This window comes from Sphingomonas sp. ERG5 (assembly GCF_000803065.1).
GTDB lineage: Bacteria > Pseudomonadota > Alphaproteobacteria > Sphingomonadales > Sphingomonadaceae > Sphingomonas.
Window position 1 is genome coordinate 15,983 of sequence record NZ_JSXI01000082.1, and the last position, 26,292, is coordinate 42,274.

26 protein-coding genes are annotated in these 26,292 nt (G+C 64.7%); 10 read left to right on the top strand and 16 right to left on the bottom strand.

Annotated elements, in window-relative coordinates; translation table 11 throughout:
* Nucleotides 1-148: 148 nt before the first annotated feature.
* From OO12_RS25830 to OO12_RS25845, 4 genes are all read right to left on the bottom strand, one after another.
* Complete coding sequence (locus OO12_RS25830) at nucleotides 149-955, bottom strand: class I SAM-dependent methyltransferase (protein WP_034161581.1); 807 nt, start codon at nucleotides 953-955, stop codon at nucleotides 149-151.
* A gap of 28 nt (nucleotides 956-983) precedes the next feature.
* A complete protein-coding gene (locus OO12_RS25835; RefSeq protein WP_034161603.1) occupies nucleotides 984-1,766 on the bottom strand; it encodes a class I SAM-dependent methyltransferase in 783 nt (260 codons plus the stop codon).
* Nucleotides 1,767-1,923: 157 nt separating this feature from the next.
* A complete protein-coding gene (locus OO12_RS25840; protein WP_034161582.1) occupies nucleotides 1,924-2,283 on the bottom strand; it encodes a VOC family protein in 360 nt (119 codons plus the stop codon).
* Nucleotides 2,284-2,313: 30 nt separating this feature from the next.
* Nucleotides 2,314-3,252, bottom strand: coding sequence for a threonine ammonia-lyase (locus OO12_RS25845; RefSeq protein WP_052216281.1), 939 nt, complete (start codon nucleotides 3,250-3,252; stop codon nucleotides 2,314-2,316).
* Between the two features lie 92 nt (nucleotides 3,253-3,344).
* Here OO12_RS25845 and OO12_RS25850 point away from each other — a divergent pair, with 92 nt between their 5' ends.
* Together OO12_RS25850 and OO12_RS25855 are read left to right on the top strand one after the other, a co-directional pair.
* Nucleotides 3,345-3,821, top strand: a complete 477-nt coding sequence (locus OO12_RS25850) for an Lrp/AsnC family transcriptional regulator (RefSeq protein ID WP_034161583.1) — start codon at nucleotides 3,345-3,347, stop codon at nucleotides 3,819-3,821.
* Between the two features lie 9 nt (nucleotides 3,822-3,830).
* A complete protein-coding gene (locus OO12_RS25855) occupies nucleotides 3,831-4,379 on the top strand; it encodes a hypothetical protein (protein ID WP_034161584.1) in 549 nt (182 codons plus the stop codon).
* A 9-nt stretch (nucleotides 4,380-4,388) separates the two neighbouring features.
* On the opposite strand, the gene gyrB is transcribed toward OO12_RS25855, so the two are convergent.
* The 4 genes from gyrB to recF form a co-directional block, all read right to left on the bottom strand.
* On the bottom strand, nucleotides 4,389-6,890 hold the full coding sequence (gene gyrB / locus OO12_RS25860) for a DNA topoisomerase (ATP-hydrolyzing) subunit B (protein ID WP_034161585.1): 2,502 nt from the start codon (nucleotides 6,888-6,890) through the stop codon (nucleotides 4,389-4,391).
* A 121-nt stretch (nucleotides 6,891-7,011) separates the two neighbouring features.
* Nucleotides 7,012-7,659, bottom strand: a complete 648-nt coding sequence (locus OO12_RS25865; RefSeq protein ID WP_034161586.1) for a hypothetical protein — start codon at nucleotides 7,657-7,659, stop codon at nucleotides 7,012-7,014.
* Between the two features lie 127 nt (nucleotides 7,660-7,786).
* The gene (locus tag OO12_RS25870) at nucleotides 7,787-8,563 is read right to left on the bottom strand and encodes an OmpA family protein (RefSeq protein WP_034161605.1); all 777 of its coding nucleotides are present in this window, start codon (nucleotides 8,561-8,563) and stop codon (nucleotides 7,787-7,789) included.
* Nucleotides 8,564-8,646: 83 nt separating this feature from the next.
* On the bottom strand, nucleotides 8,647-9,717 hold the full coding sequence (recF, locus tag OO12_RS25875; RefSeq protein WP_034161587.1) for a DNA replication/repair protein RecF: 1,071 nt from the start codon (nucleotides 9,715-9,717) through the stop codon (nucleotides 8,647-8,649).
* A 144-nt stretch (nucleotides 9,718-9,861) separates the two neighbouring features.
* Between recF and OO12_RS25880 the strand changes: the two genes are divergently transcribed.
* Nucleotides 9,862-10,428: a carboxymuconolactone decarboxylase family protein gene (locus tag OO12_RS25880; RefSeq protein ID WP_034161606.1), complete on the top strand. Its 567-nt coding sequence runs from the start codon at nucleotides 9,862-9,864 to the stop codon at nucleotides 10,426-10,428.
* 207 nt (nucleotides 10,429-10,635) lie between these two features.
* Here OO12_RS25880 and OO12_RS25885 read toward each other — a convergent pair whose 3' ends face one another.
* Nucleotides 10,636-11,430, bottom strand: coding sequence for a Coq4 family protein (locus tag OO12_RS25885; RefSeq protein WP_034161588.1), 795 nt, complete (start codon nucleotides 11,428-11,430; stop codon nucleotides 10,636-10,638).
* A gap of 128 nt (nucleotides 11,431-11,558) precedes the next feature.
* On the opposite strand from OO12_RS25885, the gene OO12_RS25890 reads away from it, so the two are divergent.
* Nucleotides 11,559-13,046 carry a glycosyltransferase family 39 protein gene (locus OO12_RS25890; RefSeq protein ID WP_034161589.1) on the top strand — a complete coding sequence of 496 codons (1,488 nt, stop codon included), beginning with the start codon at nucleotides 11,559-11,561 and terminating at the stop codon, nucleotides 13,044-13,046.
* A gap of 148 nt (nucleotides 13,047-13,194) precedes the next feature.
* On the opposite strand, the gene OO12_RS25895 is transcribed toward OO12_RS25890, so the two are convergent.
* The 5 genes from OO12_RS25895 to OO12_RS25915 form a co-directional block, all read right to left on the bottom strand.
* On the bottom strand, nucleotides 13,195-14,748 hold the full coding sequence (locus OO12_RS25895; RefSeq protein ID WP_034161590.1) for a glycosyltransferase family 39 protein: 1,554 nt from the start codon (nucleotides 14,746-14,748) through the stop codon (nucleotides 13,195-13,197).
* Nucleotides 14,749-14,870: 122 nt separating this feature from the next.
* Nucleotides 14,871-16,454 carry an ArnT family glycosyltransferase gene (locus OO12_RS25900; protein WP_152616675.1) on the bottom strand — a complete coding sequence of 528 codons (1,584 nt, stop codon included), beginning with the start codon at nucleotides 16,452-16,454 and terminating at the stop codon, nucleotides 14,871-14,873.
* A 4-nt stretch (nucleotides 16,455-16,458) separates the two neighbouring features.
* Nucleotides 16,459-17,571 (bottom strand): DNA polymerase III subunit beta, encoded by a 1,113-nt coding sequence (gene dnaN, locus OO12_RS25905; protein WP_034161591.1) that lies wholly within the window; start codon nucleotides 17,569-17,571, stop codon nucleotides 16,459-16,461.
* Between the two features lie 305 nt (nucleotides 17,572-17,876).
* A complete protein-coding gene (locus OO12_RS25910; protein WP_034161592.1) occupies nucleotides 17,877-18,491 on the bottom strand; it encodes an outer membrane protein in 615 nt (204 codons plus the stop codon).
* Between the two features lie 103 nt (nucleotides 18,492-18,594).
* Nucleotides 18,595-19,257 (bottom strand): outer membrane protein, encoded by a 663-nt coding sequence (locus OO12_RS25915; protein WP_034161593.1) that lies wholly within the window; start codon nucleotides 19,255-19,257, stop codon nucleotides 18,595-18,597.
* 138 nt (nucleotides 19,258-19,395) lie between these two features.
* On the opposite strand from OO12_RS25915, the gene OO12_RS25920 reads away from it, so the two are divergent.
* Together OO12_RS25920 and OO12_RS25925 are read left to right on the top strand one after the other, a co-directional pair.
* Nucleotides 19,396-20,052 (top strand): histidine phosphatase family protein, encoded by a 657-nt coding sequence (locus OO12_RS25920; RefSeq protein WP_034161594.1) that lies wholly within the window; start codon nucleotides 19,396-19,398, stop codon nucleotides 20,050-20,052.
* A complete protein-coding gene (locus OO12_RS25925; RefSeq protein ID WP_034161595.1) occupies nucleotides 20,049-20,537 on the top strand; it encodes a hypothetical protein in 489 nt (162 codons plus the stop codon). The genes OO12_RS25920 and OO12_RS25925 overlap by 4 nt, the downstream gene beginning before the upstream one ends.
* Here OO12_RS25925 and OO12_RS25930 read toward each other — a convergent pair.
* On the bottom strand, nucleotides 20,477-21,430 hold the full coding sequence (locus tag OO12_RS25930) for a LysR family transcriptional regulator (RefSeq protein WP_034161608.1): 954 nt from the start codon (nucleotides 21,428-21,430) through the stop codon (nucleotides 20,477-20,479). The two genes, OO12_RS25925 and OO12_RS25930, sit on opposite strands and share 61 nt — an antisense overlap.
* A gap of 90 nt (nucleotides 21,431-21,520) precedes the next feature.
* Between OO12_RS25930 and OO12_RS25935 the strand changes: the two genes are divergently transcribed.
* The 4 genes from OO12_RS25935 to OO12_RS25950 all read left to right on the top strand — a co-directional run bounded on the left by OO12_RS25935 (nucleotide 21,521) and on the right by OO12_RS25950 (nucleotide 25,145).
* Nucleotides 21,521-22,459, top strand: a complete 939-nt coding sequence (locus OO12_RS25935) for an NAD-dependent epimerase/dehydratase family protein (protein ID WP_235365019.1) — start codon at nucleotides 21,521-21,523, stop codon at nucleotides 22,457-22,459.
* Between the two features lie 73 nt (nucleotides 22,460-22,532).
* A complete protein-coding gene (gene rlmN, locus OO12_RS25940) occupies nucleotides 22,533-23,741 on the top strand; it encodes a 23S rRNA (adenine(2503)-C(2))-methyltransferase RlmN (protein ID WP_034161597.1) in 1,209 nt (402 codons plus the stop codon).
* 166 nt (nucleotides 23,742-23,907) lie between these two features.
* Nucleotides 23,908-24,663, top strand: coding sequence for a sulfite exporter TauE/SafE family protein (locus OO12_RS25945; protein WP_034161598.1), 756 nt, complete (start codon nucleotides 23,908-23,910; stop codon nucleotides 24,661-24,663).
* A gap of 44 nt (nucleotides 24,664-24,707) precedes the next feature.
* Nucleotides 24,708-25,145 carry a hypothetical protein gene (locus tag OO12_RS25950; protein ID WP_034161599.1) on the top strand — a complete coding sequence of 146 codons (438 nt, stop codon included), beginning with the start codon at nucleotides 24,708-24,710 and terminating at the stop codon, nucleotides 25,143-25,145.
* 381 nt (nucleotides 25,146-25,526) lie between these two features.
* On the opposite strand, the gene OO12_RS25955 is transcribed toward OO12_RS25950, so the two are convergent.
* Nucleotides 25,527-26,138: a flavin reductase family protein gene (locus OO12_RS25955; RefSeq protein ID WP_034161600.1), complete on the bottom strand. Its 612-nt coding sequence runs from the start codon at nucleotides 26,136-26,138 to the stop codon at nucleotides 25,527-25,529.
* Nucleotides 26,139-26,292: the final 154 nt, after the last annotated feature.

The window sequence follows — 26,292 nt, forward strand, 5'->3', positions numbered from 1 at the left end:
GCGCATCGTTCGTGGAGAGATCCTTACGCAAGCCGCGCCTTTGGGCCTCTCCGGGGAGAGGCCTGTGCTCCTCTGGAAAAGGAGGCGCCGGGAATCATGGCTTTTGATCCTCGTACAGGCCCCTTCAACCGACAGCGTCCAGGTTGTGTCAGCCCGGCTTGCGGAACTTGTAGATGAACTGGTCGGTCTTGCCGCGTACCGCCTTGTCGAACACCGCCAGCGTGTGATTGTCGGCCTTGTTGGCGAGGAGTGCGCTTTCGCCGACGAATTCGAATCCGGCCGCGACCACCTGAGCCTTGACCGTCGCCGGGTCGATGCGGTGCAGCGTGTCGGTATCGCGCATCGCCGATCCCGCAGCGGCGGCATGGTCGATGATCAGCAGCGTCCCGCCGGGCTTGAGCGCGGCAAAGGCCAGTTTGTTGAATACCGACGGATCGAGCGAGCCCATGAACTTGTCGGGATAATCATGATAATTCTGCGCGGTGAAGACCAGGTCGACCGGTTCGGCTGCGGTCAGCGTCGTCGCCGGCTGAGTCGAAGCGCTGACATTGGCGAAGTCGGGCGTCGTGCCAAGCTTCTGGTAATCGGCCACGTTGGTCCGTGCCTCGGCGGCATAGGGTTGAGGCCAGATGCCATAGACATGGCCCGACGGACCGACCGATTTGGCGAACAGCTTCGTCCAGTATCCGCCGCCGGGGATCAGGTCGATCACCTTGTCGCCGCTCTTCACCCCGGCAAAGGCGAGGATTTCCGGGCCATGCCGCGCCGCATCGGTCACGGCCATGTTGCCGCGTGCAGGGTCGGCGGCGGCGGCGGCGATGTTGGCCGGGAGCGTGGTGGCCGGCACCGTGTCGTTTGCCGATGTAGCCGCCAAGTCATTGGCGGGCGAGGCGGCGGGGCCGCAACCGGCCAGCGCACTGCCGGCGAGCAATGCGGTGAGGATCATCGTCTTCATCGAAAGAGCCCTTTCTGTGACCGGCGGATCAGCGCGGTTTGCGGAACTTGAAGACGAACTGGTCGGTCCTGCCGCGGATCGCCGGGTCGAAGACCTTCGCCTTGTGATCGTCGGCGGGGTTGGCGAGCACGTTGGAACTGCCCTCGAACTTGAAGCCCGCCGCCAGCACTTGTTGTTTGACCACCGCGGGATCGATGCGGTGCAACGTCTCGGTGCCGGTCATGCCGCTGCCTGCGGCATCGGCATGGTCGATCACGATATAGACGCCACCGGGCTTGAGCGTTTTGAACACCGCGGCGTTGAACGCGTTCAGGCCCGTTTCGCCGACCCCCTTGTTGGGGATGTCATGGTAATTCTGCACGGTCCAGAACAGGTCGACCGGCTGGTCGACCGTCGGCAGTGCCGCGGTCTGCAACTCGGCGGTGACATTGGCGAGATTGCGCGCCTTGAGCTCGGGCAGGGGCTTCTCGGCATATTTCGCCGCCGCCGCCGGCCACAGCGCCAGGACATGGCCCTTGGGTCCGACCACGCCAGTGAAGATGCGCGTCCAATATCCCTGGCCGGGCAGGAAATCGATCACCCGGTCACCGGGCTTCACTCCGGAAAAGGCCAATACTTCGGCCGCCTTGCGCCGCGCATCATCGGTCGCCTGATCGGCGCGCGCGGGATCGGCCAGCGCTTTGGCGATTTGCGCTTCGGCGCCGGCCTTGCGTCCCTGCGCCGCCGCTTGTTTGGCATCGGCCGGCACGCTGCCGGTGGTGGCGATCAACAGGGCGGCCAGAGCCGCACCAGCAAGCTTCGCTGCCGTCATCATCTCTCTCCTGTATCGGCCGCTGCGCTGCCGTCGATGGCAGTCCTGTACGGCATTCGTTACGGGGTGATGATAATCGCCTGCCTGCGCGCGTCCATCGGAAAGCATGAACGGTCACCGTCACGGCACGAACGTCCCGCGCGGGGGAAGGGGCGCGCTACTCCGCCTTCTGGCAGACGAATTCGATCAGGCGATCGTCCGGATCGCGCAAATAGCCGGCGTAATAATTCGGATGGATATGTGGTGCGAGCGCGGGCGCCCGATCGAGTCCATGGCCATATGCGCGCGCGACCTCATAAATGCTGTCGACCGTCGTGCGATCCGGCACGGCAAAGGCGAAGTGCACCGACCCCGATGGCTCGCCTTCGCCGACGAAAAAGTCGAGCGTCGTACCGTCGCCGAACCCTTTGACCGGCCCATCGACGCGCAGCGTGTAGCCAAGTGGCGCGAGCGCATCGGCGTAGAAGCGCAGGCATGCGTCGAGCTGGCTCGTCCGGAGTTCGATATGGTCGATCATGATTGGTTCCTGCTGGGAGGAGGAGGTCGGTCAGGCGTGGTCGACATTGCCGCCGCACAGCGGCACCGCGACGCGCTGACCGCGCCAGCGCGTCGGATCGGCGATCAGCGCCGCGAGACCGGCGGCACCGGCGGGCTCGACGATCAGATCGAGATGCTCGCGCAGCAGGTCCATCGCCTGGCGGATCGCATCGTCATCGACAAAGACGATATCGTCGACCACTGCCCGGACGCAGTCGACCGCATAGGGGATAGGCACGCGAACCGCGATGCCGTCGGCGATGGTGTCGGCGCGGTGTGTGCCGGTCGAGACGCGACCCAGAACCGCGTCTGCCATGGCCGGTGCTCCCGTCGCTGCCACTGCCACAACCCGGGTTTGCGGCGTGGCATGCTTGATCCATGTGCCGACGCCCGACGCCAGCGCGCCATTGCCCAGTGGGACGATGATCGCGTCGATCGGTCCGGCGTTACGTGTCACTTCCAGGGCCAGCGTGCCGGCACCTTCGGCGATCCAGCGATCGGCGCCGTCCTCGACGAGCAAGCGTCCTTCGCGCTGCGCGCAGGCTTGCGCGGCTTCCTTGGCGGCGTCGAAATCCTTTCCCGCCAGACGGACATCGGCGCCGAGCCGCCGCATCGCATCGATCTTCGTGGTGACGGCATTGATTGCGGCATAGACGGTCAGCGCCAGGTCATGGCGTCCCGCTGCCCAGGCGAGGCCCTGGCCGAAATTGCCTGCCGACCCGCAGACCAGGCCGCCGGCGGGTCGTGCCTCTTGCGCGAGGCGTGCGGCGAAATGGCTCGTGCCGCGCCCTTTGAAGGAGCGGATCGGGTTGGCCGTTTCGTCCTTCAGGATCAGCGTCGCGCCAAGCACGGCGTCGAGCGCGGGCGATCGGCGCAGCGGCGTCGACAGAAAGACGCGATCGATTGTGTCGAGTGCCGCGATGATGCCGGCGGAGGTGGGATGTTCCATACCCGGAGAATAGCGAAGCCCAATGCCGGAATTCGGCAAAGTTCGCGGCAAATTTGCGCGATAACGGCGTTATTCGGTGCTAAACCGCCGTCATGACGCGAATCTCATCGCTCGACCGGTTCGACCGCAAGCTTTTGTCGCTGGTTCAGCACGACGCCGATATGGCAACCGAGACTCTCGCCGAGCAGGTCGGCCTGTCCGCCTCGGCGGTGTTGCGCCGGCTCAAACGGCTCAAGGCGGATCGGGTGATCCTGGCCAATGTCGCGGTGATCGACCCGCTGCGGGTCGGCAAGCCGACCTTCTTCGTCGTGGCGCTGGAGATCGAACGCGAACGCCCCGAACTGATCGCCCGGCTGCGGCAATGGCTGAACGCCGACCCGCATGTCCAGGAAGTCTTCTATGTCACCGGCAGCGCCGACTTCATCCTGATCGTCGCCGCGCCCGATGTGGAATCCTATGACGCGCTGATGAGCCGGCTGATCGCCGAGAATCCCAATGTCCGCCGCTTCACCACCAATGTCGCGCTTGGTGTGGGGAAGCGGAGCCTGGCGATCCCGATCGAAGTCTAGGGATATAAGATGACTCACGTCTCGACCGATCCGCTCTTTGCCGCCGTGCTGATCAGTGACGGGCCGCATCCCGACATACCGCCCCAGCATCGCCTGTTCGCACCGCTGATCGGATCCTGGGATCTGCTGATCACCTGGCTCGACAGCGGCGGGGAGACGGTGCGGCAGGAACGTGGCGAATGGCATTTCTCCTGGGTCCTGGAGGGGCGTGCGATTCAGGATGTCTGGCTATGGCCGCCGCGCTCCGATCGCGTGACGCGACCCGGCGAGGGAGAATATGGCACGAGCCTCCGCTATTTCGATGCGGCGCTTGGCGTGTGGCATTCGCTGTGGGTCGGCCCGATGCACAATTATGTTCGCCGCTTCACCGCGCGGCGCGTCGGCGACACGGTGGTGCTGGAGACGCTCGCCGGGGACCAGCCGGCGATGCGCTGGACCTTCGACGCGATCGAACGCGACGCCTTCACCTGGCGCAACGAGGTGCTGGATGACGCCGGTTGGCGCATCCAGCAGCATTTCGCCGCGCGCCGCACCGCGACCCACGACGATCCCGCCTGACCGAAAGACTCAGACGTCGAGATTGGCGACGCTGAGCGCATTCTCCTGGATGAATTCGCGGCGCGGTTCGACCACGTCACCCATCAACCGGGTGAAAATCTCGTCGGCGACATCGGCCTGGTCGACTTCGACACGAAGCATCGAGCGGACTTGCGGATCGAGCGTGGTTTCCCACAGCTGATCGGCGTTCATCTCGCCCAAGCCCTTGTAGCGCTGGATCGACAGGCCCTTGCGCCCGGCGAGCAGGATCGCATCGAGCAACTGGCTCGGCCGTGCGACCATCGTCTCGCCCTTGCCCAGCGCGGCCGGCGGTGCGTCGTCATCCTCATCGGTTTCGCTCGCGGCCTCTGCTTCGGCTTGCGCGGCTGCGGCCTTGTTCGAGACGAGCTTGGCGGTCTGTTCATAGGATTCGGCTTGTTCGACCGCCAGCGCATGAAGCTTGCGCGCTTCGGCTGAACCGATGAACGCCGCCTCGATGATGTGATGGTCGGTCACGCCGCGCCAGATGCGCTCGAAATGAATGCCGCCATCGTCAGTCAGGCGCACTGACCAGCGTGCCTCGGGGTCGGCGGCGTTGAGCCCCGCCGTCACCACGGTCACGGTGGCGAGGCGGTCGTCGCGCGCGGCGTTCGGGTCGAACGCGCCGCCCATCGCCAGCGCTTCGACCATCGTCGCGTCGTAACGCCGCGGCACATAGCGCATCAGCGTGCGCATGCGCCGCGCATGATCGACCAGGCTACGCAGATCGGCGCCCGAGCGCGTGCCGCCGGCGGCGCCGTCGAGCATTGTCGCGGCAACGCCATTCTCGACCAGATATTCGTCGAGCGCGTTGTCGTCCTTGAGGTACACTTCGCTGCGCCCACGCGTCGCTTTGTAGAGCGGCGGCTGGGCGATGTAGAGGTACCCGCCGGTGATGATCTCCGGCATCTGGCGGTAGAAGAAGGTCAGCAGCAGCGTGCGGATATGCGCGCCGTCCACGTCCGCGTCGGTCATGATGACGATCTTGTGGTAGCGCAGCTTCTCGATCTTGAAATCGTCGCGGCCGATGCCAGTGCCCATCGCCTGGATCAAGGTGCCGATTTCGCGGCTTGACAGCATGCGGTCGAACCGCGCGCGCTCGACGTTGAGGATCTTGCCGCGAAGCGGCAGGATCGCCTGGAAATGCCGGTCGCGGCCCTGTTTCGCCGAGCCGCCGGCCGAGTCACCCTCGACCAGGAACAGTTCCGACTTGGCCGGATCACGCTCCTGGCAATCGGCCAGCTTGCCGGGCAGCGACGCGATGTCCATCACGCCCTTGCGCCGGGTCAGCTCGCGCGCCTTCTTGGCGGCTTCGCGTGCCGCCGCGGCGTCGATGATCTTGGCGACGATGGCCTTGCCGTGCGCCGGATTCTCCTCGAGCCATTCGGCCAGCTTGTCGGCCATCAGGCTTTCGAGCGGCTGACGCACTTCGGACGAGACGAGCTTGTCCTTGGTCTGGCTGCTGAACTTCGGATCGGGCAGCTTGACCGAGACGATCGCGGTCAGGCCTTCGCGCATATCGTCGCCGGTCAGCGTGACCTTCTCCTTTTTCAGGAGACCCGATTTCTCGGCATAATTGTTCAGCGTGCGCGTCATCGCCGCGCGGAATGCGGCCATGTGCGTGCCGCCGTCGCGCTGCGGGATGTTGTTGGTGAAGGCGAGGACGTTCTCGTAATAGCTGTCGTTCCACTCCAGCGCGACGTCGATCGTGACATCGTCGCGGGTGCCGGAGATGGCGACCGGATCGGGCATCAGCGCGACCTTGTTGCGGTCGAGATATTTCACGAACGCGGCAATGCCGCCCTCATAATAGAGTTCAACCGCCTTCAATTCCTCGTGCCGCGCGTCGTTGAGGAACAGGCGCACGCCCGAATTGAGGAAGGCCAGCTCGCGATAGCGATGCTCGAGCTTCTCGAAATCGAATTCGGTGATCTTGAAGGTGGCTGGCGAGGGGAAGAAGGTGACCTTGGTGCCCTTCTTGCCGTTGGCGGAGCCGACCACCTTCAGCGGCGCGACCGCATCGCCAAAGGCGAAGCGCATATAATGCTCTTCATTGTCGCGCCAGATCGTCAGGTCGAGCCATTCGCTCAGCGCATTGACCACCGACACGCCGACGCCGTGCAGTCCGCCGGACACCTTATAGGCATTGTCGTCGGAGGTGTTCTCGAACTTACCGCCGGCATGGAGCTGAGTCATGATGACCTCGGCCGCCGACACGCCTTCTTCGCTATGGATGCCGGTCGGAATGCCGCGGCCATTATCCTCGACCGACACCGATCCGTCGGGGTTGAGCGTGATGTCGATCCGGTCGCAATGACCGGCCAATGCCTCGTCGATCGCATTGTCGCTGACCTCGAACACCATATGGTGGAGGCCGGAACCGTCATCGGTATCGCCGATATACATGCCGGGGCGTTTACGCACTGCGTCGAGGCCCTTCAGGACCTTGATCGAGTCAGCGCCATAGTCGTTCTTGTTGGGGTCTTCTGCCATACCGAGTATATAGGGATTCACTCTCGGAAACGGAAGCAAAATGGCGGCCTGCGCCCGGCATCGCCGGGATGCGCGGGATCAGGCCGCCGAATGCGCTTTCGGCGCATTTTCAAACAGACTTCTATTCAGTCTTGGTCGTCACCGTTGTGGTGGTCTTCTCGGTCGCGCCCGCGCGCTTCACGACGTGGCGGACGGGCTTGCGTACGGTGACTTTCTTGCGTGCCACGGTCGTTGCCGCGGGGCTCTTGACCGTTTCGGTGGTGACCGTCGTGGTGGTCGGCGCGGGCGGCGCAGGCGCGATCACGATCGGGGTCGGCGCGGGCGCAGCGCGTGCGGCAGCGGCATCCGCTGCGGCGGCATTGGCGTCCTGTTGCGCGGCCTGGGCGCGGGCATTGGCGGCTGCGGCCTCCTGTTGTGCATCGGCCGCCGCGGCGCGTTCGGCATTCACCGTTTCGTTGCGGTTGCGCTCGGACAGCCCGATCGCCGTATCGGCAAGCTCGGAAGCGCGATTGGCCTCGGCGATCGCCTGATCCTTGCGCTTGGCGGCAAGGTCTTCCTCGGCGCTGCGCAGCGCGGCTTGCGCCTGAGCCTGAAGGCGGGGCACCTCGCCCGACGCGCCCAGCTTGTTCGCCGCATCGACTTTCGCCTTGGCTGCGGCGATCGCTTCATGAGCGCGATCGGTCTTGCCACGAGCAAAAGCAGGCGTGGCGGTTGAAAGTAGCAACACTGATATGCATAGTGCGCGTGTCATCATCGAATAGTTACGCATAACTCTTCTCCAGAAATTCTCATGCGACGACGTAACGAACCCCGAAGTGCGGAAGTTCCGTGACTTGATTCGTTGCAATTCGCCGGGATACCGATCGATCAAAACGGATAACCGGTACTCGTTGATTTTAATCGATATTGCTGAATCTGGCCGCACGCTGGCCAAGCAGGGTCACTTCGACCCGGCGATTCTGGCGCATGCCGGCTGGGGTGGCGTTGGTCGCGACCGGATCGGCCTCGCCATGTCCGACCACCGAGAAGCGAGCACGCGTCACGCCCATGTCGTCGAACGCGGCGCGCACGCTGTCGGCGCGACGCTCCGACAAGTCCTGGTTATGCGCATCGGTGCCGCGCGAATCGGTATAGCCGTCGATCGCGACGCGCACGCCGCGTTCCGAGCGGAGATAATCGGCAAGCGGTCGCAATTTGTCGATCGCGCCCGGGCGCAGCACCGCGCTGTCGGTCTTGAACAGCACGTCTTCCTGCAATCGCAGCGTCGCGCCGCGCGCGGTCTGGCGGAATCCGTAGCCGCGCATCGCGCCACGGTCCCAATGGCCGCGCTCCTCGATCACCACGACATGGTCGCGGCGATCCCAGTCGAACCGGTCGCGGCGTGGGCCGGCGACGCTGGCAAAGGCGCGGTTGGCGGCCTCGGCTTCGCGCGGATTGACGCGGCCATCGCGATTGAAATCGAAATTGCGCATGACAAAGGCGCGACCGCGATTGGTCCCGCGCAGTTCGGGATAGAGGATCGGCACGCCGGCGCCGATCAGGCGGTATTCGCGGTCGCCATGACGCCCGCCGCCCCAATCCCAGCGGTCCTGGGCGAAAGCAGGGCTGGCGCCGGCAATCAGCGCGACGGCTGCAGCGGCGATGGTGATTATCGGCTTGTTCAACTTGGTCATCATTCGTCTCCTGGCCCCCGCCGATGCGGCTCAGATGGCAGGAGGCGCTTGAACGGCGCGTGAGTTGCGCCGAAAGGCTGGGTTCAGCGAGCGTCGCCGCCCAGCGTCATGCGAAACGCGTCGGGACCGAGCGCGGCGAACAGCGCATCTTCGGTCCCCGTCATCCACACCTGTCCCGTGCCCGTGAGGCGCTCGAACAGCGCGGCACGGCGCACCGGATCGAGATGCGCCGCGACTTCGTCGAGCAGCAGGATCGGCGCAAGCCCGGTGCGCGCGGCAACGAGATCGGCATGCGCGAGGATCAGGCCAAGCAGCAGCGCCTTTTGCTCGCCGGTCGAACAAAGCGCGGCGGCCTGGCCTTTGCCGAGATGCGTGACGGCAAGGTCGGTGCGGTGCGGGCCGGCAAGGGCGCGCGCGGCGGCGGCGTCACGGGCGCGTCCACGGGCGAGATCGACGGCAAGCGTGTCCCCGCCGCCGGTCCAGCCCTCCAGCGCGAGCCCCGCGCGCGCAAAGGGACCCTCGGGCTGATCGGCCAGCGTGATGCCAAGCAAAGCGACGGTGTCGCGCCGCGCCAGATCGATCGCTGCGCCATGCTCGGCCATCTGTGCTTCGAGCGCGCTCAGCCAATCGGGATCGGGCGGGCTTTCCTCGGCGAGCAGTCGGTTGCGCGCGCGCATCGCCGCTTCGTAGCGGTTGCTGTGCACTGCATGGCCGGCGTTGAGTGCGAGGGTCAACCGGTCGAGAAAGCGGCGGCGCTCGCTCGCCGGTTCGACGAACAGGCGATCCATCGCCGGGGTCAGCCACAGGATCGCAAGCCACTCCGACAGCGCCGTCGCGGCAGTAGGGGCGCCCTGGACACGAACGATGCGGCGCTCGGGGGCGGCGGGCTGAGTGCCGGTCGCAATCTGGATGTCGCCGTCACCGGCAGAACGGAGATCGGCGGCAACGCCGAAGCCGCCGGGTCCGCCCTGTCGCGCCATTTCACCCAGCGGCGCGCGGCGCAGCCCGCGACCCGGGGCGAGCAGCGATACCGCTTCGAGCACATTGGTCTTGCCCGCGCCATTCTCGCCGGTCAGCACGACGAAGCCCGGCCCTGGCGCGATCACGGTATCGGCATGGTTGCGAAAATCGGTCAGGACGAGGCGAGCGAGCATGATCGCCCAATGCCTTAGCGCGAAACGCAATCGTCGGTTGCGATTTTCGCAAGCGGACCGATGGAACGAAAACCCGCGTCGATCGCTCCGGCGGCATCGCGCGGGAATCGCGATCTGTCTTCCCTGAAACAGCTGGAGATTTTCATGCGCCTGCCGCTCATCCCGCCCGCCGATCTGACCGATGCCCAAAAGCCGCTTTACGAAGATATGAAGGCGGGAATTGCGTCCAACTTCAATGATTTCAAGACCGTGGATTCAGATGGTGCGCTGATCGGCCCGTGGAATCCGTGGCTGCACGAACCGGTGATCGGCAAGGCGGTATGGGATCTGACCAAGGCGATGTCGATGCAGGCGACCCTGCCCGACACAGCGCGACAGGTCGCGATCCTGGTCACTGGTGCGCATTTCGATGCGGCCTATGAGATTTATGCGCATATCGCCGTCGCCGAGCGCGAAAAGATGCCGGCCAGGCGCCTTTCAGAACTCTGCGCCAACATCAAGCCGGTCGATCTCAGCGATACTGAAAGCGTCGCCTATGATGTGGCATTCGCGCTGGTCAATGGCGGGGTATTGCCCGAGCCATGCTATCGGCTTGCCGTCGATACTTTCGGCCAGCACGGCGCCAACGAACTGATTTATCTCGTCGGCCTTTACGCGCTGGTGTCGATGACGCTCAACGGCTTCAACGTGCCGGTGCCCGAGCGCGATTGAGAGTTTGTTTGAAAATTCGCGAAAGAGCGAATTTTAGAGGCGGTGCCAGCCCGCTCCCCCTCCCGGCCACCCATTCAGGATACGCTGTGGGTGGCCGGGAGGGGGAGCGGGCTGGCACCGCCAAATGCGCCTTCAGCGCATTTTCAAACAGACTCTGAGCAGAGTTTGTCCGGGAAGCCGTGAGAGGGCGACTTCCCGGACAAGTCGTCAGGCGGCGATCCGCTCCGGCTCGGCGACTGGCTTGCCGGTCTTCGGCGCGCTGAGATAGGAGGCCATCTCGGCGCCAAGTTCGCGTTGCGCGCGCAGATATGCGGTCGGCGTCACGATGTTGAGCCGCGCCCGCGCCGCATCGATCGGCTCGTGCAGCAGCTTGAGATAATCCTCGCCGGAAATCCATTTCGCCTTGCGGCCATTGCGATAGCCTTCCCACACGGCCTTGGCGAACAGCGTATTGCCGGTCACCTTGAGGCTCTTGAGTGCGGCGGCGCCACCGATGAACGCCCAGCCGAGCCCGCCGACCTGGGCATAGGAAAAGGCCACCAGCGCGGCTTCACCCAGGCTTTCATCGGCCTGATAGCCGGTCAGGACGTGCCAGATGTCGTGCGTATCGCGCACCCGCCGCCCGAACCAGGCATAGGGGTGCGGCATATCCTCTTCGCGGTTGATCTTGCTGATCTCGGCCAGGCCATCGGCCGAATAGCCAGTGGTCTCGAGGAAATGGCGATAGGCAGCGCCGACCGTGCCCGGTGCGAAGCTCGCGACGAACGCCTGGTCGGTGAAACGCTGCGCCAGTTCGATCCGCTCATAGGCCATCCGGCCACCCTCTTCGGTGGCGATGAAGCGCGCATAGTTCATCGGCGCATTGCCGACGTTCAGCGCGCGCATAATGCGGAAAACCTGAGTGGTGTCGTCTCCATTGGAAAGCAGCTTGCGGATTGCGTCGAACGCGGTCCGCCAGTCGCGGCGACCGGTCGTGCCGGGGAAGGGAGGAAGTTTTGCCATCGATTCGATCCTTACTGACAAGAGTGTTAGTAAGATCTGCCACTGCGACTGTCAAGGGCCGGTCTGACGGGCCAAGCCTAGTCAGGAGCCGGAAAAAATGTACGGGTGGTCAAATCACCACCGGTCCCATGCTGGAAATCACGCTGCTGCCCTCCAACTCCCGCGTCACGCGACTCTCTCATCTCGCAGTTTTGGCACTGGCCGCGTTCGTGCTCGCCGATTTGTCGTTCCGGCTGCGTCCGACCGGCTATTTCGGCGGCTCGTCGGACGAACAGCGTTATCTCGAGACGGCGTTGCAATGGATCATCCACGGCCCGCATGCCGGGACCACGCATTGGTCGTTGCGCCATCCGCTGATCATCGCGATCGTCGCATCGTTCCGCCACTACGGCATCACGATGGACGCGCTGCAACTGGTGCCCCGGCTGTTTGGCGATTTGCTGTTTGCCGTCACGACCGTGTTCGTCACGCGCGTCGCGGGTTTGCGCAGCGCGCTGATCTGGCTGGCCATTGCGCTCACCATGCCCGTGTTTCACATCGCCGCGACCAATGCCGGGCCGGAGATCGTCGAACTGGCGTTCGGGGCGATCTCGCTATGGGCCTTCTGGGAAGGGCGTGACGGCGGGCGCCGTGGTGTCGCGCTGATGTCGCTGTCCGGCGCGGCGCTCGCGCTGGCGCTGCTGACGCGCGAGACGTCCGCCTGCCTGTTGCTCGTCTATGGCTATGCCTGGCTGCGCGGCCATGCGCGGCGGTCGACGATTCTCGCCTTCGCGCTCGGCTTCGTGCCGGTGATCGCCATCGATACGGTGTGGTTATGGGCACTGACCGGTAAGCCGTTCTACCGTTTGATGGTCGATCAGTCGCACACCGGCATTTACAGCGCGCATCTGATCGGCGGCATCTATCACGGGCGCAGCTATCTCAATCTGGATCTCGCGTCGCGCTGGGTGCCGGTCGGGCCAGTGGTGATCCATTGGACGATTGATCCGATCCTTAACTTTCTGGCGGCGCCCACATTCGCTCTGGTGTTCCTTGCCTGGCTGGTGCTGTGGTGGGCGCGGTCGACCCGCCCGTTGCCGAATACGCTGGCGGCGCGCGCCGCGCCCTGGCTGTTCGGCATTGCGCTCGCTTGTTACGTCACGGTCACCTGGCTGCTGACGATCCGGCCGCAACCGCGCTATTATCTGTTCGCCGTCTATGCCGCGACACTGGCGGTGGCCCTGATCGCCGGGCAGCCGATGGAGGAGCGCAAGGCGCGACTTATTCGGCGCATCATGCTCGCGCTGGGCATTTTTACCGGCACGCTGACCATCCTGCTGTCACCCTATCGTCCGCAGGACGCGGAACTGATTTTGCCCTGGTTGAAGCAGCATCCTGATATCGTGCTGCACATCGCGCGCGAGGACGCCAAGCGGATGGCGTTTCCCGCCATTCTGGCCGGCCGTCAGGCGCAGATCAGTGGCGCTCCGACGCCGATCGGCGCATTGCAGGTTCGCTTCATCGTCAAGCCGCCCGGGCCCGGACAATGGCGGCAGGTTACGGTGCTGCAGGGGCCATGGCTGTTTCCCTATATCAATCCGCCGCGCCGATTGGTCATCGAACGCCGAATCGGCTGACGCGTCACCACCGCAACGGCATCAGCTCGTAACGTACCGGAGAGTGGACATTCCCGGCGCTGCCGCGTCGTCGGGATGGGCCTCGATCATGTTCTCGCGCAACGGGTCGGGAATGTCCGGCGGCGTGGCGCGGCTGCCGGCGTCGAATTCAATGTCTGGCGCCTGTCGGATCACTCCCGTCATCGCGCCGCTGATAAATCAGCCGGTACTTTGACCCGGTATGCCAGCGTCGCACCAGGCGGTAATCGCGATCGAGTACCGTCTTCATATAAGCCCAGGCATCCGGCTTCGCTTCGCTGAACGGAAATCCGTCATGCGTCACGACGAACTGGGGATGGCTCGCCATCACGCGCCTGAGTTCCTGCATCGGATCGATGCCGAGCGTCTCCGCGTCGCGGGTTTCGCTCAGCAACGTGGTGAAGACGAAAGGTGTCGGCAAACAGCTTTGCGTCAGCTGATAGAATATCGGGTCGCCGTTGAAGACGAAGATGCAGCCCTTCATCCGCGATTTCATGAAATTGGCGGCGGCATAGGTCGGCTCGGCCGTGCCGCGATACCGGCGCGTGCGCGAAATATCATGCCAGGCCAGCAAAATGCCGGCCAGCGCCACCAGCGCGGCGACGGGGATGACCAGCGTCCGGCGCGATCTCGGCCAGCGGATGGTGAAGAACCAGCGGGAATAGAAATGCGCGCCGGCTATGGCGAGCGGCAGGAGCAGCGGCAATGCGTAGTGGTTATGATAGGTGCCGAACCCAATCACTGCCGCCAGTGCGACGATCACCCAGCACGTCACGAAACGCTGGACATCCTGCGTGCCGTTTTCGTTGCGAGCCTTGCGGGCGTACAGACAGGCGGCGATCGCCGGGAGTGCCATCGGCACCGTGCGGACGAGGATGCGCCGCACTCTCCGGCTCAGATCATCTCCCGTCGATGATACGCGCATGAACACCGATTGAAAATTGGCGAACATGAACGCGTCGCTATCGCCATGCCACCAATACCATAGAAATGCGGTCCCGGTGGGGAGAAGCGCGAGCATGACCCATATGGCTGTGGCGCCGAGGACCAGGACCGGCGGACATCCCTTGCGATAAGCGGTGATCATCAACGCGAGGCCGAAGAATATGCCTTCGAACACCACGGTATATTTGACTTGAATCGCGACGCCCAGGATCGCCATGACGGCGCATCCTGTCGCGAAGGACCAGCGATCGAAGTGCGGGCGCTCAATCACGCGCACCACACCCAGCCCGGCGAGCGCGGTCAATGCGTTGTAGAATACCGGAGCCTGCCCGCCATCGCCGCCATTTGCGGACAGGAAGATCAAATAGATCAGGCCGGCGACGATGCCACCGGGCGCAGGCGCAATCCGCCCGGCGATGCGCGCAATCAGCCATGCCGTGCCGGCGGCGACTGCGGTGGCGAGTAATTGATAGGCGATCACGCCGTCTCCACCGAGCAGGCGCGCACCGCTGTAGATCAGGTACAAGCCAACCGGCTTGCGATCCCAGATATCGACGAATGGCACCGCCCCGTGCAGAATCCGGTCGCCCACCAGCAAATAGAATTGCTCGTCGAAATCGATCACCGGATTGCCGAATTGTATGGCGCGGATCGCCAGTGCCGCCAGCAGCAGCAGCATGCCGCCCCATAGGCCCGGTGACCCCATAGCCGCCTCGGCCCGGCGGAGCGCGTCCTTCATTGGTCGATTCGCCACCAGGAACTCGTCAACGGGCACCCCATCCCTCACGCTCATGCCTCATCCGATCCTGCGTCAATACTGACACGTCGCGCTCACCGCCTGGGTGGGCCGGTTTCCATCTGTCAATTCGTCGCGCCGCCGCGCGATTGCACGGCTGATTGGTCAACGACCCCACGCCGTTCATAAACGACCCGCGTCTGCCGTCCCACTTGCCAGGTCGCAATGCGGCGATAATCGCGCCGCAACCTCTCCTGTAGAAAGGCCCAGGTGCGCATATTGGTCGTGACGATCGGTGCTGCGCTCGACACCACGATGCGTGGAGCGCGAGCCATGATGGCTTGAGTTTCCGCCAGCGTATCGATCCCGATCGCGCCATCCTCATGCATGTTGTTGAGATGGTCGGGAAAGGACCATCGCGACGGCAGGCAGGATCCGGTCAAGGAGTACAATGCCGGTTCGCCGTCATAAACGTACAGGCAGCCGGCCAGCCGGGGGGCAATGGACGCGGCCATTTGCCGCACCTGCTGCCCGTTTCCGCGCCTGTATTGATTTTCGGCGATCGTGCTGAAGGTAAGGCCGGAGAAGAAGATCAGCAGGAAAGCAAGCGCAAGCGCGGGCCATGATTTCCTGCGCGAGGATTGCCCCGCCGGTCCAAGAAGCCGCGCGGCCCCGACGGCGAGGGGCGCGAGCATGGGGAGTGCATAATGATCGAAATAGGTGCCAAAGGCAGCGAAGGCGAGAATGGCGGTGATCAGCCAGCCGCGGACGATGAGCAGCGGATTTGCCTCGACCACGCCTGGGCGGGAGCGCCAGCTTAAACCAATGACTGCCGCCGCCGCCAAGGGCAGGAGGCGAATGCTGATCTTCCACACTCGCTTGATGACATCGCCCGCCGGGTCACCCTGGCGCAGGAAAACCGAGGTGAAATTGGCAAAGACAAAGGCTTCGCCATGCCCCGCAACCGCATATGCGATCCACACCGCCAGGGTCGGCGTAACGGCAAGCGCGATCCAGCCAACGGCAAGCGGCAACAGCCGAAGCGGCGCGGTGCCGGCACGCCACGCGGCCCAGACCAGGATGAGCCCGAAATAGCCGCCCTCAAATAAGGCGGTGTATTTTATCTGGATGGCGACGCCCATCAACAGCATCGCCGCGGCGGCACAGATATGCGCGGAGCGGCTTATCATCCCGCGTTCGACCGCGCGGACGGTCGCAAGCGCCGCACATGCCACGAACAGATTGTAGAAAACCGGTGATTGTCCGGCATCGCCTCCGAACACGCCAAGCGCCGCGAGATAGACAAGACCCGCCCCCAGCGCACCGAACGGCGTTGCGATACGCAGCGCGATGCGACGGATGACCATCGCGGTGACGACCGCGAAAAGCGTCGCCACGATCTGATATTGGATAACCCCGTCGCCGCCGAGCGATCGGATCGCCGCATAGATCAGGAACAGGCCAATCGGCTTTCGGTCCCAGATGTCGAGATAGGGCACCGCGCCATGCCAGATCCGGTCGCCGACCAGCAGATAGAATTGGTCGTCGATCTGGACAACGGGATTGCCGAATTGCGGACTGCGCAGGGCAAGCGCAAACAGGAAAAAGACGATTGCCGCACCACCGGCTGAAACCGCCGGAGAAAGGGGCTGCCTTTGGAAAATGGTCGAGCAGAAACGCCTTATCGTCGCCAGCCGGGCATTGTGCACCAACTCACACCCGCATCGGCATCAATACGTACAGTGCCGACGACTTGTCATTTTCGCGAATCAGCGTGGGAGCGGCGGCGTCGGCGAGGTGAACCTCGATCGTGTCACCGTGCAGCTGGCCGAGAATGTCGAGCAGATAGCGGCTGTTGAAGCCGATCTCGAAGCTGGTCGCGGCATATTCGCCCGGGACTTCTTCCGCGGCGGTGCCGTTTTCCGGGCTGGTCACCGACAGGGTGATCTTGTCGCGGTCGAGCGCCATCTTCACCGCGCGGGTCTTCTCCGTCGCGATGGTCGAGACGCGATCGACGCCTTCTTCGAAGCTGCGCGGGTCGATCTTGAGGATCTTGTCGTTGCCGGTCGGGATGACGCGGCTGTAATCGGGGAAAGTGCCATCGATCAGCTTCGACGTCAGCAGCGCCTGGCCGAGGTCGAAGCGAATCTTGGTCGGGGACAGCGAGACGCCGACCGAGCCGTCGATTTCCTCGAGCAATTTGCGCAGTTCGGCGATGCACTTCCGCGGAATGATCACGTCGGGCATGCTCTCGGCGCCGTCCGGGCGCGGCATGGTGACGCGGGCGAGGCGGTGGCCATCGGTCGCGGCCGCCTTCAGCACCGGCAGCGGGTCGTCCGATACGTGCCAGAAGATGCCGTTGAGATAGTAACGCGTTTCCTCGGTCGAGATCGCGAAGCGGGTCTTGTCGATGATTTGCTTCAGCGTTTCGGCGGGCAGCTCGAAGCTGACCGGCAACTCCCCTTCGGCGATCACCGGGAAATCGTCGCGCGGCAGCGTGCCGAGCTGGAATTTGGCCCGGCCCGCCATGATCGTCAGCTTGCCCTCGGCGGCGGCAAGGCTGACCTGGCTGCCTTCGGGCAGCTTGCGCGCAATGTCGAACAGGGTGTGCGCCGATACGGTGGTCGCGCCGGGCTGATCGACCGCCGCCGCCACTGTCTCGTTGATCTGCAGGTCGAGGTCGGTCGCCATCAGCTTGAGCCCGCCTTCGGCGGTCGCCTCGATCAGGACGTTGGACAGGATCGGAATGGTGTTGCGCCGCTCGACCACCGACTGGACGTGGCTGAGGCCCTTCAACAGAGTCGCGCGTTCGATCGTCGCCTTCATCGTAAATCCCCCGGGCCGCCGCCCAATTTCCTTCCCACCGAGCGTTCAGAGCCGGGGGCAATTAGCCGAGTCTATTCCTTAACGATAAAAGGGGCCGGAGCAAGCGCTCCGACCCCTTTTACTGCCTGAAACAGGGCGTTTTCCTCAGAGTCCGTTTGAAAATGCGCCGGGGCGCATTTTGGCGGTACTGGCCCGCTCCTCCTGCCTGCCGGCCACCCATTCCGGATATGCCGTGGATGGCCGGGAGGGGGCGCGGGCTGGTACCGCCTTCGAAACGCGCTCTTTCGCGAGTTTCGAACAGACTCTCAGAAGCGGACGCCGACGCCCGCCAGAAACTGATGCCGATCGACATCCACGTCGTAGCCGGCCAGCTCGCCATAGTGCGAATAGCGATACTCGCCCTTGATATAGGTGGTCGGACCGACCTTGTATTCCAGACCGGCGCCGAGCCGATATCCGTCGAGATTGTCGCTGTCCTCGACCGTGGTATTGCCGTTCCGGTAGCGGGCGTTGAGCCGGGCGTTGGTATAGCCAGCCTTCACATAACCGAGGGCGAGCGGCGAAATGGCGATGCCGACGCGTCCGCCGACATAGAGATCGCGGCCCGCGTCAAGCCGCAGCCGGTCGCCCGCGACAAGCAAATTTTCGGCGCGCGCATCGGTGGTCGTGCCGGTGAGCTCGCCTTCGATGCCGACGATCGCACGGCCGAACTGCATATCGTACCCGATCGCGCCGCCATAGGCGACGCCGTCGCTCGATCCGATGTCCGAACCGGCATTGATTTTGTCATAGCCGACCAGCGCCTCGACGCGCGGACCCGTGAAGGGGGCCTCGGCGGGCGGCCCGTCCTGGGCCAAAGCGGGGGCAGCGATACCGAACGCCAGCGCACTGGCCGCGGCAGCGAGAACGAGTTTACGCATAACTGGAACTCCCTGAGTTCTTCCCGCCCCCTCGAAAAGAGGGGGCGGGAGGGTTCGATCTGATCGACTTTGGTGGAAACCGCCCGAAGCCGGGCGGGCCGGTTCAGAAGCGGAAGCCGACGCCCACTGCGATCTGATGCCGGTCGGTATCAACATCGAAGTTGTTGGTGTTGGCGCCATTGGCATATTCAAACCGCGCCTTGCTGTAGTTCGAATAGCGATATTCGATCTTCGCATAGGTCTTGGCGGTCAGTGCCTGCTCGACACCGGCGCCCAGACGGTAACCGTCAAGGTTGAAGTGCTGACCGGTGGTGACCGTACCGTTGTTCGCGGTCAGGTCGAGCCGGGCGTTGGTGTAGCCGCCCTTGGCATAGATCAGCGTGCTTGGCGTCGCGCGGAAACCGACGCGCACGCCGGCATACAGGTCGCGACCCGCCTTGACCCGGCCATAACCCAGCGCTGCCGCGTTGATCGGGTTGTTGGAAGCCTTCGAGGTCGATCCGGTCACTTCGCCTTCGGCGCCGATGACCAGGCTGCCAAGCGCCACGTCATAACCGATATCGCCGCCATAAAGCAGGCCGTCGGCCTTGTGCTTGCTGTCGATGTCCGAATCGGGTCCGCGACCCGGCTGAAGCTTGTCATAGCCCAGGATCACGCCGACGCGGGGGCCGGTGAAGGTCTCGGCAGGCCCGTCCTGAGCAAAAGCGGGGGCAGCGATACCGAGTGCCAGCGCGCTGGCGGCGGCGGTGAGAACTAACTTACGCATTACCATACTCCATTGGTCTTCCCGTCCAAAAACCCGGGCGGGAGTGCTCAGATAGGCGCTCTCTTTCGGACTTGCATGAACCTCAGATAAACACGGAAAAGCGTTGCTTTTGCGCCACACGGGGTTGAATGGCGGGCGATGAATTCCAAGGCAGCACCATTCTCCCGGCGATCGGGTCGCGACTTTGTCGCGCGGCACGGCGAAACCGTGTTCAACGCCGCGCAAAGATTGCAGGGCGATCACCCGCATACCCCCCTGACCCGGGCCGGATTCGCCCAGGCGGACGAAATGGGCCGGGCCTTGCGCGCCGCACTGGGGGCGAAGCCGGCGCTGTCCTTATGGGCGTCGCCGACCGGCCGTGCGCTGCAGACCTTGGCGGTGATCGCCGAGCATCTCGAACTCGACTGGCACGGCGCGCGAACCGATTCGCGCCTGGTCGAGATCGGCATGGGCGGCTGGGGCGGGCGCTATTATGCCGATGTCATCGCCGAGGTCGGGCCGGTGTTCGATCGCGCTTCGGGCTTGCTGATCTCCGCGCCCGATGGCGAACATTATCCCGAAATCGCCGCGCGAGTCGGCGGCTGGCTCGACGAAACCAGCCGCGATCCGGGCGACCGGCTGGTGATCATGCACGGTATCTCGAGCCGGGTGATGCGGGGCGTGATGACCGGCGCGGCGCGGATCGCCGGGTTCGGCGCGCCGGCGTTGCCGGGATTGCCGCAAGGGTCGGTGACGATGATCGAGCAAGGGGTCGAGACGATCGTCCATCTCGGCACCGGTCACGCGCCGGCATGAAGCGCGCGCTGCTTCTCCTCACATTGGTGGCCGGCCCGGTGCCGGCTCAGGCCGGTGCGCGCGAATCGCTTGGCATCTTCGATCGCTGGGGCGCGTTCAGCGACCCCTCGCCGCGGCGCTGCTATGCCATCGCCCAGCCGGTCCAGGCGGGCGGTGCGGCGCGCTGGCGGCCATTTGCGAGCATCGCCACCTGGCCGGGGCAGGGCGCGCGCAATCAACTGCACATCCGCCTCAGCCGTGAGCGCGATCCGCGCGCGCGTGTGACGCTGTCGGTCGGCGAGCGCCGCTTCGCGCTGGTCGCCGGCAATGCCGATGCCTGGGCGCCGGACAAGCGCACCGATGCCGCGGTGGTCGCCGCGATCCGGTCGGGGCGCAGCATGAGCGTCGAGACGCTGAGCAAGGGCGGCGCGCCGTTCGCCGATGTCTACGCGTTGCGCGGCGCGGCGACCGCAATCGATGCCGCGTCGCTCGGCTGCGCGAGATAGGCGTTCAGCCCGACGACCAGCGCGTCGAAGGCCGCGCGGACCGGAGCCGAAGTCCGCAGATCCTCATGCATCACCACCCAGGTATCGAGATCGACGCTGAATATCTCGGGCAGCACGCGGATCAGGGGTGGATGCGGCGGGCGCGCGGCGAGCGGCACCTGGCACACGCCGATCCCGACCCCGGCGCGAATCGCGGTGAGCTGCGCCAGATCGCTGTCGGTGCGGAAGGTGAAATCGGCCGAGCTGAGCGTGATGCCCTGAGCGCGCAGGCCGCGCAGGACCGCATTGTCGGTCTCGACCCCGATCAGGCCGATCGCCCGCACATCGTCGAGCGTTTCGGGAAAGCGGTGCCCGTCGAGCACCTCGGCGCGCGCATGCAGGCCGAGCTCGATCGCGCCGATATACCGCGCGACCAGCGCATCCTGGGCCGGCCGGACCATGCGCACCGCGATATCGGCCTCGCGCCGCAGCAGGTCCTCGTTCCGGTTGCTCGGCGACAACGCGATGTTGAGCGCCGGGTGGCTGCGACGCAGTTCGGCAATGACCGGCGGCAGAACTTCGACCGCAATGATATCGCTGGCCGAGACCCGGACCAGGCCGGCAATCTCGCCGGAGCGGGTTTGCGCGGTGCGCGTGAAGGCGGCCGCGGCGAGCGCCATTGCCTCGGCGGGATCGCGTAGCGACAGTGCGACATCGGTCGGCCGTAGCCCGTCGGGTGCGCGCGTGAACAGGGTCACGCCGAGTCGCTGTTCCAGCTCCGCGATTCTACGCCGCACGGTCGGATGGGCCAGGTCGAGCGATCGCGCCGCCCCCGCCAAACTCCCTTCGCGCAGCACTGCCAGAAAGGCGCGGTGGCGTTCCCAGTCATCCTCGGCGGCAAAATCCATGCTCATCATTTTATGATAGGGCGATGATCATTGATAGGCAATTTATTTTAGCCATGCACATGCCGATATCGTCGTCATCACGCGATGGAGACGATCATGACGAAGACTGTTCTGGTGCTGGGTGCGACGGGTGGCGTTGGCGGCGAGACGGCACGGGCGCTGCTGGCGCATGGCTGGCGGGTGCGCGGGCTTGCCCGGCGTGCGCCGGCGACGAGCGATGGAATCGAGTGGGTGCAGGGCGATGCGCTCGATGCCAGCGCGGTGATGGCGGCGGCGCAGGGCGCGGACGCGATCGTCCATGCGGTCAACCCGCCGGGCTATCGTGACTGGGCGAAACTCGTCCTGCCGATGCTCGACAATAGCATCGCCGCCGCGCGGGCGACCGGGGCACGGCTCGCTTTGCCCGGCACGATCTACAATTATGATCCCGCCACCACGCCGGTGGCCTTGCCTGAGTCGCCACAACATGCCGCGACCCGCAAGGGGGCGATCCGCGTCGCGATGGAACAGCGTATCGCCGAATCGGGTGTGCGGGCGATCATCCTGCGCGCCGGCGATTTCTTCGGGCCGCGACCCGGCAATAACTGGTTCTCGCAAGGCATGGTCAAGCCGGGCCAGCCGGTGCGGTCGATCCTGTATCCGGGCAAGCGCGGTGCCGGCCATGCCTGGGCCTATCTGCCCGATGTCGGCGAGGCCTTTGCCCGGCTGCTCGACGTGGAGGCGTCGCTGCCCGACCTTGCCCGCTATCATTTCGCCGGCACCTGGGATGCCGACGGCACCGCGATCACGCGGGCGATTGCCCGTGCGGCGGGCCGGCCGGGCCTCAAGCCGTCGCGCCTGCCCTGGATGCTGTTGCCGCTGATCGCGCCGTTCAACCCGACGATGCGCGAGCTGATCGAGATGAAGCCGTTCTGGGAGCACCCCGTCGCGCTCGACAATGCCGCCCTGATCGCGGCGATCGGGCCGGAGCCGCACACCCCGCTTGACCGGGCGGTGGGCGCGACATTGACGGCGCTGGGCTGCATCGCACGCTAGGGCCCGGCGGGGTCGTTGCGGCGCAGCGGCGCCAAGGCTGGAAATTGCCGGTGTTTTCGACTACATCGCCGCCATGCCGAACACCGCGACGACCCTCATGTCCATTCCCGGGCACATCGACCCCGTGCCCGTGCCGCGCAGCTTCGTGCCGCGCAGCGATGGCCGAATCGACTTGCTCGGCCTGTCCAAGCTCGACCTGCGCATGGCGCTGGAGACGTCGCAGCTCGAACCGAAACAGGCCAAGCTGCGCGCCAAGCAACTGTGGCACTGGATCTATAATCGCGGCGTCACAGACTTTGCGCTGATGACCGATATCTCGAAGACGATGCAGCCCTGGCTCGCGCAGCGCTTCGTGATCAGCCGCCCGCAAGTGGTCGAGGCGCAGGTCTCGACCGACGGCACGCGCAAATGGCTGCTGCGCTCGGACGATGGCCAGGATTACGAGATGGTGTTCATCCCCGATGCCGATCGGGGCACCTTGTGCGTGTCGAGCCAGGTCGGCTGCACGCTCAATTGCCGCTTCTGCCATACCGGCACGATGCGGTTGGTGCGCAACCTGACCCCGGCCGAAATCGTCGGCCAGGTCATGCTGGCGCGCGACGGCCTGGGCGAATGGCCAAGCCAGCCCGAGGGGCGCATGCTGACCAACATCGTGATGATGGGCATGGGCGAGCCGCTGTATAATTTCGATGCGGTGCGCGACGCGCTGAAGCTGATCATGGACGGCGACGGCATCGCGCTGTCGAAGCGCCGCATCACCCTGTCGACCTCGGGCGTGGTGCCGATGATGGCGCGCGCGGGGACTGAGATCGGCGTCAATCTCGCCGTCTCGCTCCATGCCGTGACCAAGGAAGTGCGCGACGAGATCGTGCCGATCAACCGCAAATACGGCATTGAGGAATTGCTTCAGGCCTGTGCCGATTATCCCGGTGCCAACAATGCGCGGCGCATCACGTTCGAATATGTCATGCTCAGGGACAAGAATGACAGCGACGCCGAAGCGCGCGAGCTGGTCCGGCTGATCAAGCATTACGACTTGCCCGCCAAGGTCAATCTCATCCCGTTCAATCCCTGGCCCGGCGCGCCGTACGAATGTTCGACGCCGGAGCGGATCCGAAGCTTTTCGAACATCATCTTCGAGGCGGGCATTTCCGCGCCGGTGCGCACCCCGCGCGGACGCGACATCGATGCAGCCTGCGGCCAGCTCAAGACCGCGTCGGAAAAGAAGAGCCGCGCCGAACTCGACCGGCAGGCCGAGGAAAAGCTCGCCGCGCTCGGGTAACTGATTCAGCTCATCTCCATTCGTGCCGAGCCTCTCGACGAAGCTCGAGCCAGGCTTGTCGAAGCACGGTTTTTTCTATCTAGGCTGGTGAGAAGAACCGCCCCTTTCGGCGAAGCTCAGGACGAGCTTCGACATGGTCAGGGCGAATGGAAGGGGTAGCTCACCCGTGATTCTCGCTGACCTGGCCTTCGCCGCCGGTGCCGGCCTGATCGGCGGCGCGATGAACGCGCTCGCCGGTGGCGGCACCTTCGCGACCATGCCGACGCTGATCGCGCTTGGCCTGCCCTCGCCGATCGCCAATGCGACCAGCAATGTCGCGCTGCAGCCCGGCGCGATGGCCAGCGCCTGGGCCTATCGCGACGGGCTGCAGCCGTTGTCGGGCCTGTCGATCCGGCTGCTGACCGGCATCACCTTTGCCGGCGGCGTCGCCGGCAGCCTGTTGCTGGTCGCGACGCCGACCCGGGTGTTCGACGTGGTCATTCCCTGGCTGTTGCTGCTCGCGACCGTCGCGCTGGCGTTCGGCAAGCGCGGCGCGGCGGCGCTGGCCGACCGGATCAGCATCGGACCGAAGACGCTGATCGGCGCGCAGGCATTGCTTGGCATCTATGGCGGGTATTTCGGTGGTGGCGTGGGCCTGATGATGACCGCGACCTGGGGATTGCTGTCGGGTGCGGAGCCGCATCGCCTGGCCGCGCCGCGCACCTTGATGCTGGCCACCGCCAATGCGGCGGCGACGATCATCTTCGTCGCCACTGGCATGGTGCGCTGGCTGCTGTGCCTGCCGATGCTCGCGGGTGCGGTCGCTGGTGGTTATCTCGGCGCACGGCTCGGGCGCGTGCTGCCGCCGGCGGTGATCCGGGTCTGGACTCTGTTGGTGACGGCAATCACCACCGCCGTGTTCTTCTGGCGCGCTTATGGTTGAGACCTTTTCCGAGTAGCGAGAGTCGGCGAGCAACGGGAGGCGGCATGCGGACTCGGAACCTGATCGGCCTTGGCGTCGCTGCGACAGCAGCATGCTACCTCCTCATTGAGAGGTCGCAGACCAACGGCATCATCGGCTTCTTCCACGAAAGGCTATCGGTATCGATGTTTGCCTGCTGGTTTGCCGGTTACATCGTCGTCACGATCAGTCCCGCGACATGCGCCATTTCCTTCTGGCTGCTCGCAAAGCGATCGCGCCACGGGTGGATCCTGCATCTTGCCGTGGCGCCGGCGATCTACGCCATCTTTCTAGCCGCTACTGATCTCATGCTCTTTGCGGCAGGCGAACAGGATGTGGACCCATTGTCCGCGCGTGCGATTATTCCGGCAATGCTTTTGCTGATGATCTGCCCGATCGTGTATTTCGTTGCGCTCGGTTTTCGGACAATCGGTGCGCTTCGACGGCGTGCAAAGGTCGGCTAGAGCGGCTTCGGCTTGGGTGGAATCGCCCCCTCCGTTCGGGCTGAGCCTGTCGAAGCCCATGCGCTGTAAGTGCCCTTCGACAGGCTCAGGGCGAACGGGGGTAGTGGATCAACCCAGCTCGAAACCGCTCTAGCCGCCACGTATCGCTACCCTCAGCGCAGGATCGAGGTTCGCGCGGAGGCGTGGAGGCGTGGAGGCGCAGGGATGTTATGCTCGCTGCTCTCGCGCCGATCATGACGCCACGTCGTCCGATGCGCTGTTCTCCGAAAATGCCCTGACGTCACCATAACCACTCTCTGCGTCTCCGCGCCTCCGCGTGAATCCTCTTTCTCCCCCTATCGGCCCGCGTGGATATCGAACCGGCGCGCCTTATGGCCGCGTTCAGCCGGGCCGGCGCATCCGGAACAATTGCGCTTCGGTGATTTCGAAATAATCCCCCGCGCCGCCGCCGCGCAGGATCGGTTGTGCCCGGGCGGTCTGATAGACGCCATTGTCGATCAATGCCGCATCGATATGGATCCCGACCGCCTCACCCAGCACCAGCCATTGGTCGAGCGCATCGCCGTCCTTGTTCTCGAGCCTCAACAACTGAGTCAGGCGGCATTCGAACGCCACCGGGCTGGCCGCGACGCGCGGCGGCGCGACCAGGCGCGACCGTGCCGTCTCCAGCCCGGCCAGCGCGAATTCGTCACCCGCCACCGCCGCCGAGGTGGCGTTCATCGCCTCGGCCAGCGGTCGGGTGGCGAGATTCCACACGAACTCGCCGCTCGCCTCGATATTGGCGACGCTGTCCTTCCAGCCGGTCGAGGAGAAACCGATGATCGGCGGGCGGTAGCTGAACAGGTTGAAGAAGGAATAGGGCGCAAGATTGCGCACGCCGGTCGGGCTCACCGTGCTGATCCAGCCGATTGGCCGGGGCGCGACGATCGCGTTCAGTGGATCATGGGCTAGGCCATGACCCTGTTCGGGCTGATAGAAATATTGCTCCGGCATCCCGATGTGGTTCCCCGCGTTCGATTACTGGTCAACCGGATGACGTTAGCCGATACAGGTGCCGGGATGTAACCGATTGCCAGTGACGGCCGAACAAGAGGCACAGATGGAAGATCCGGTCGACTCTTTGCCCCCGTCAGCGATGGGCGATGCC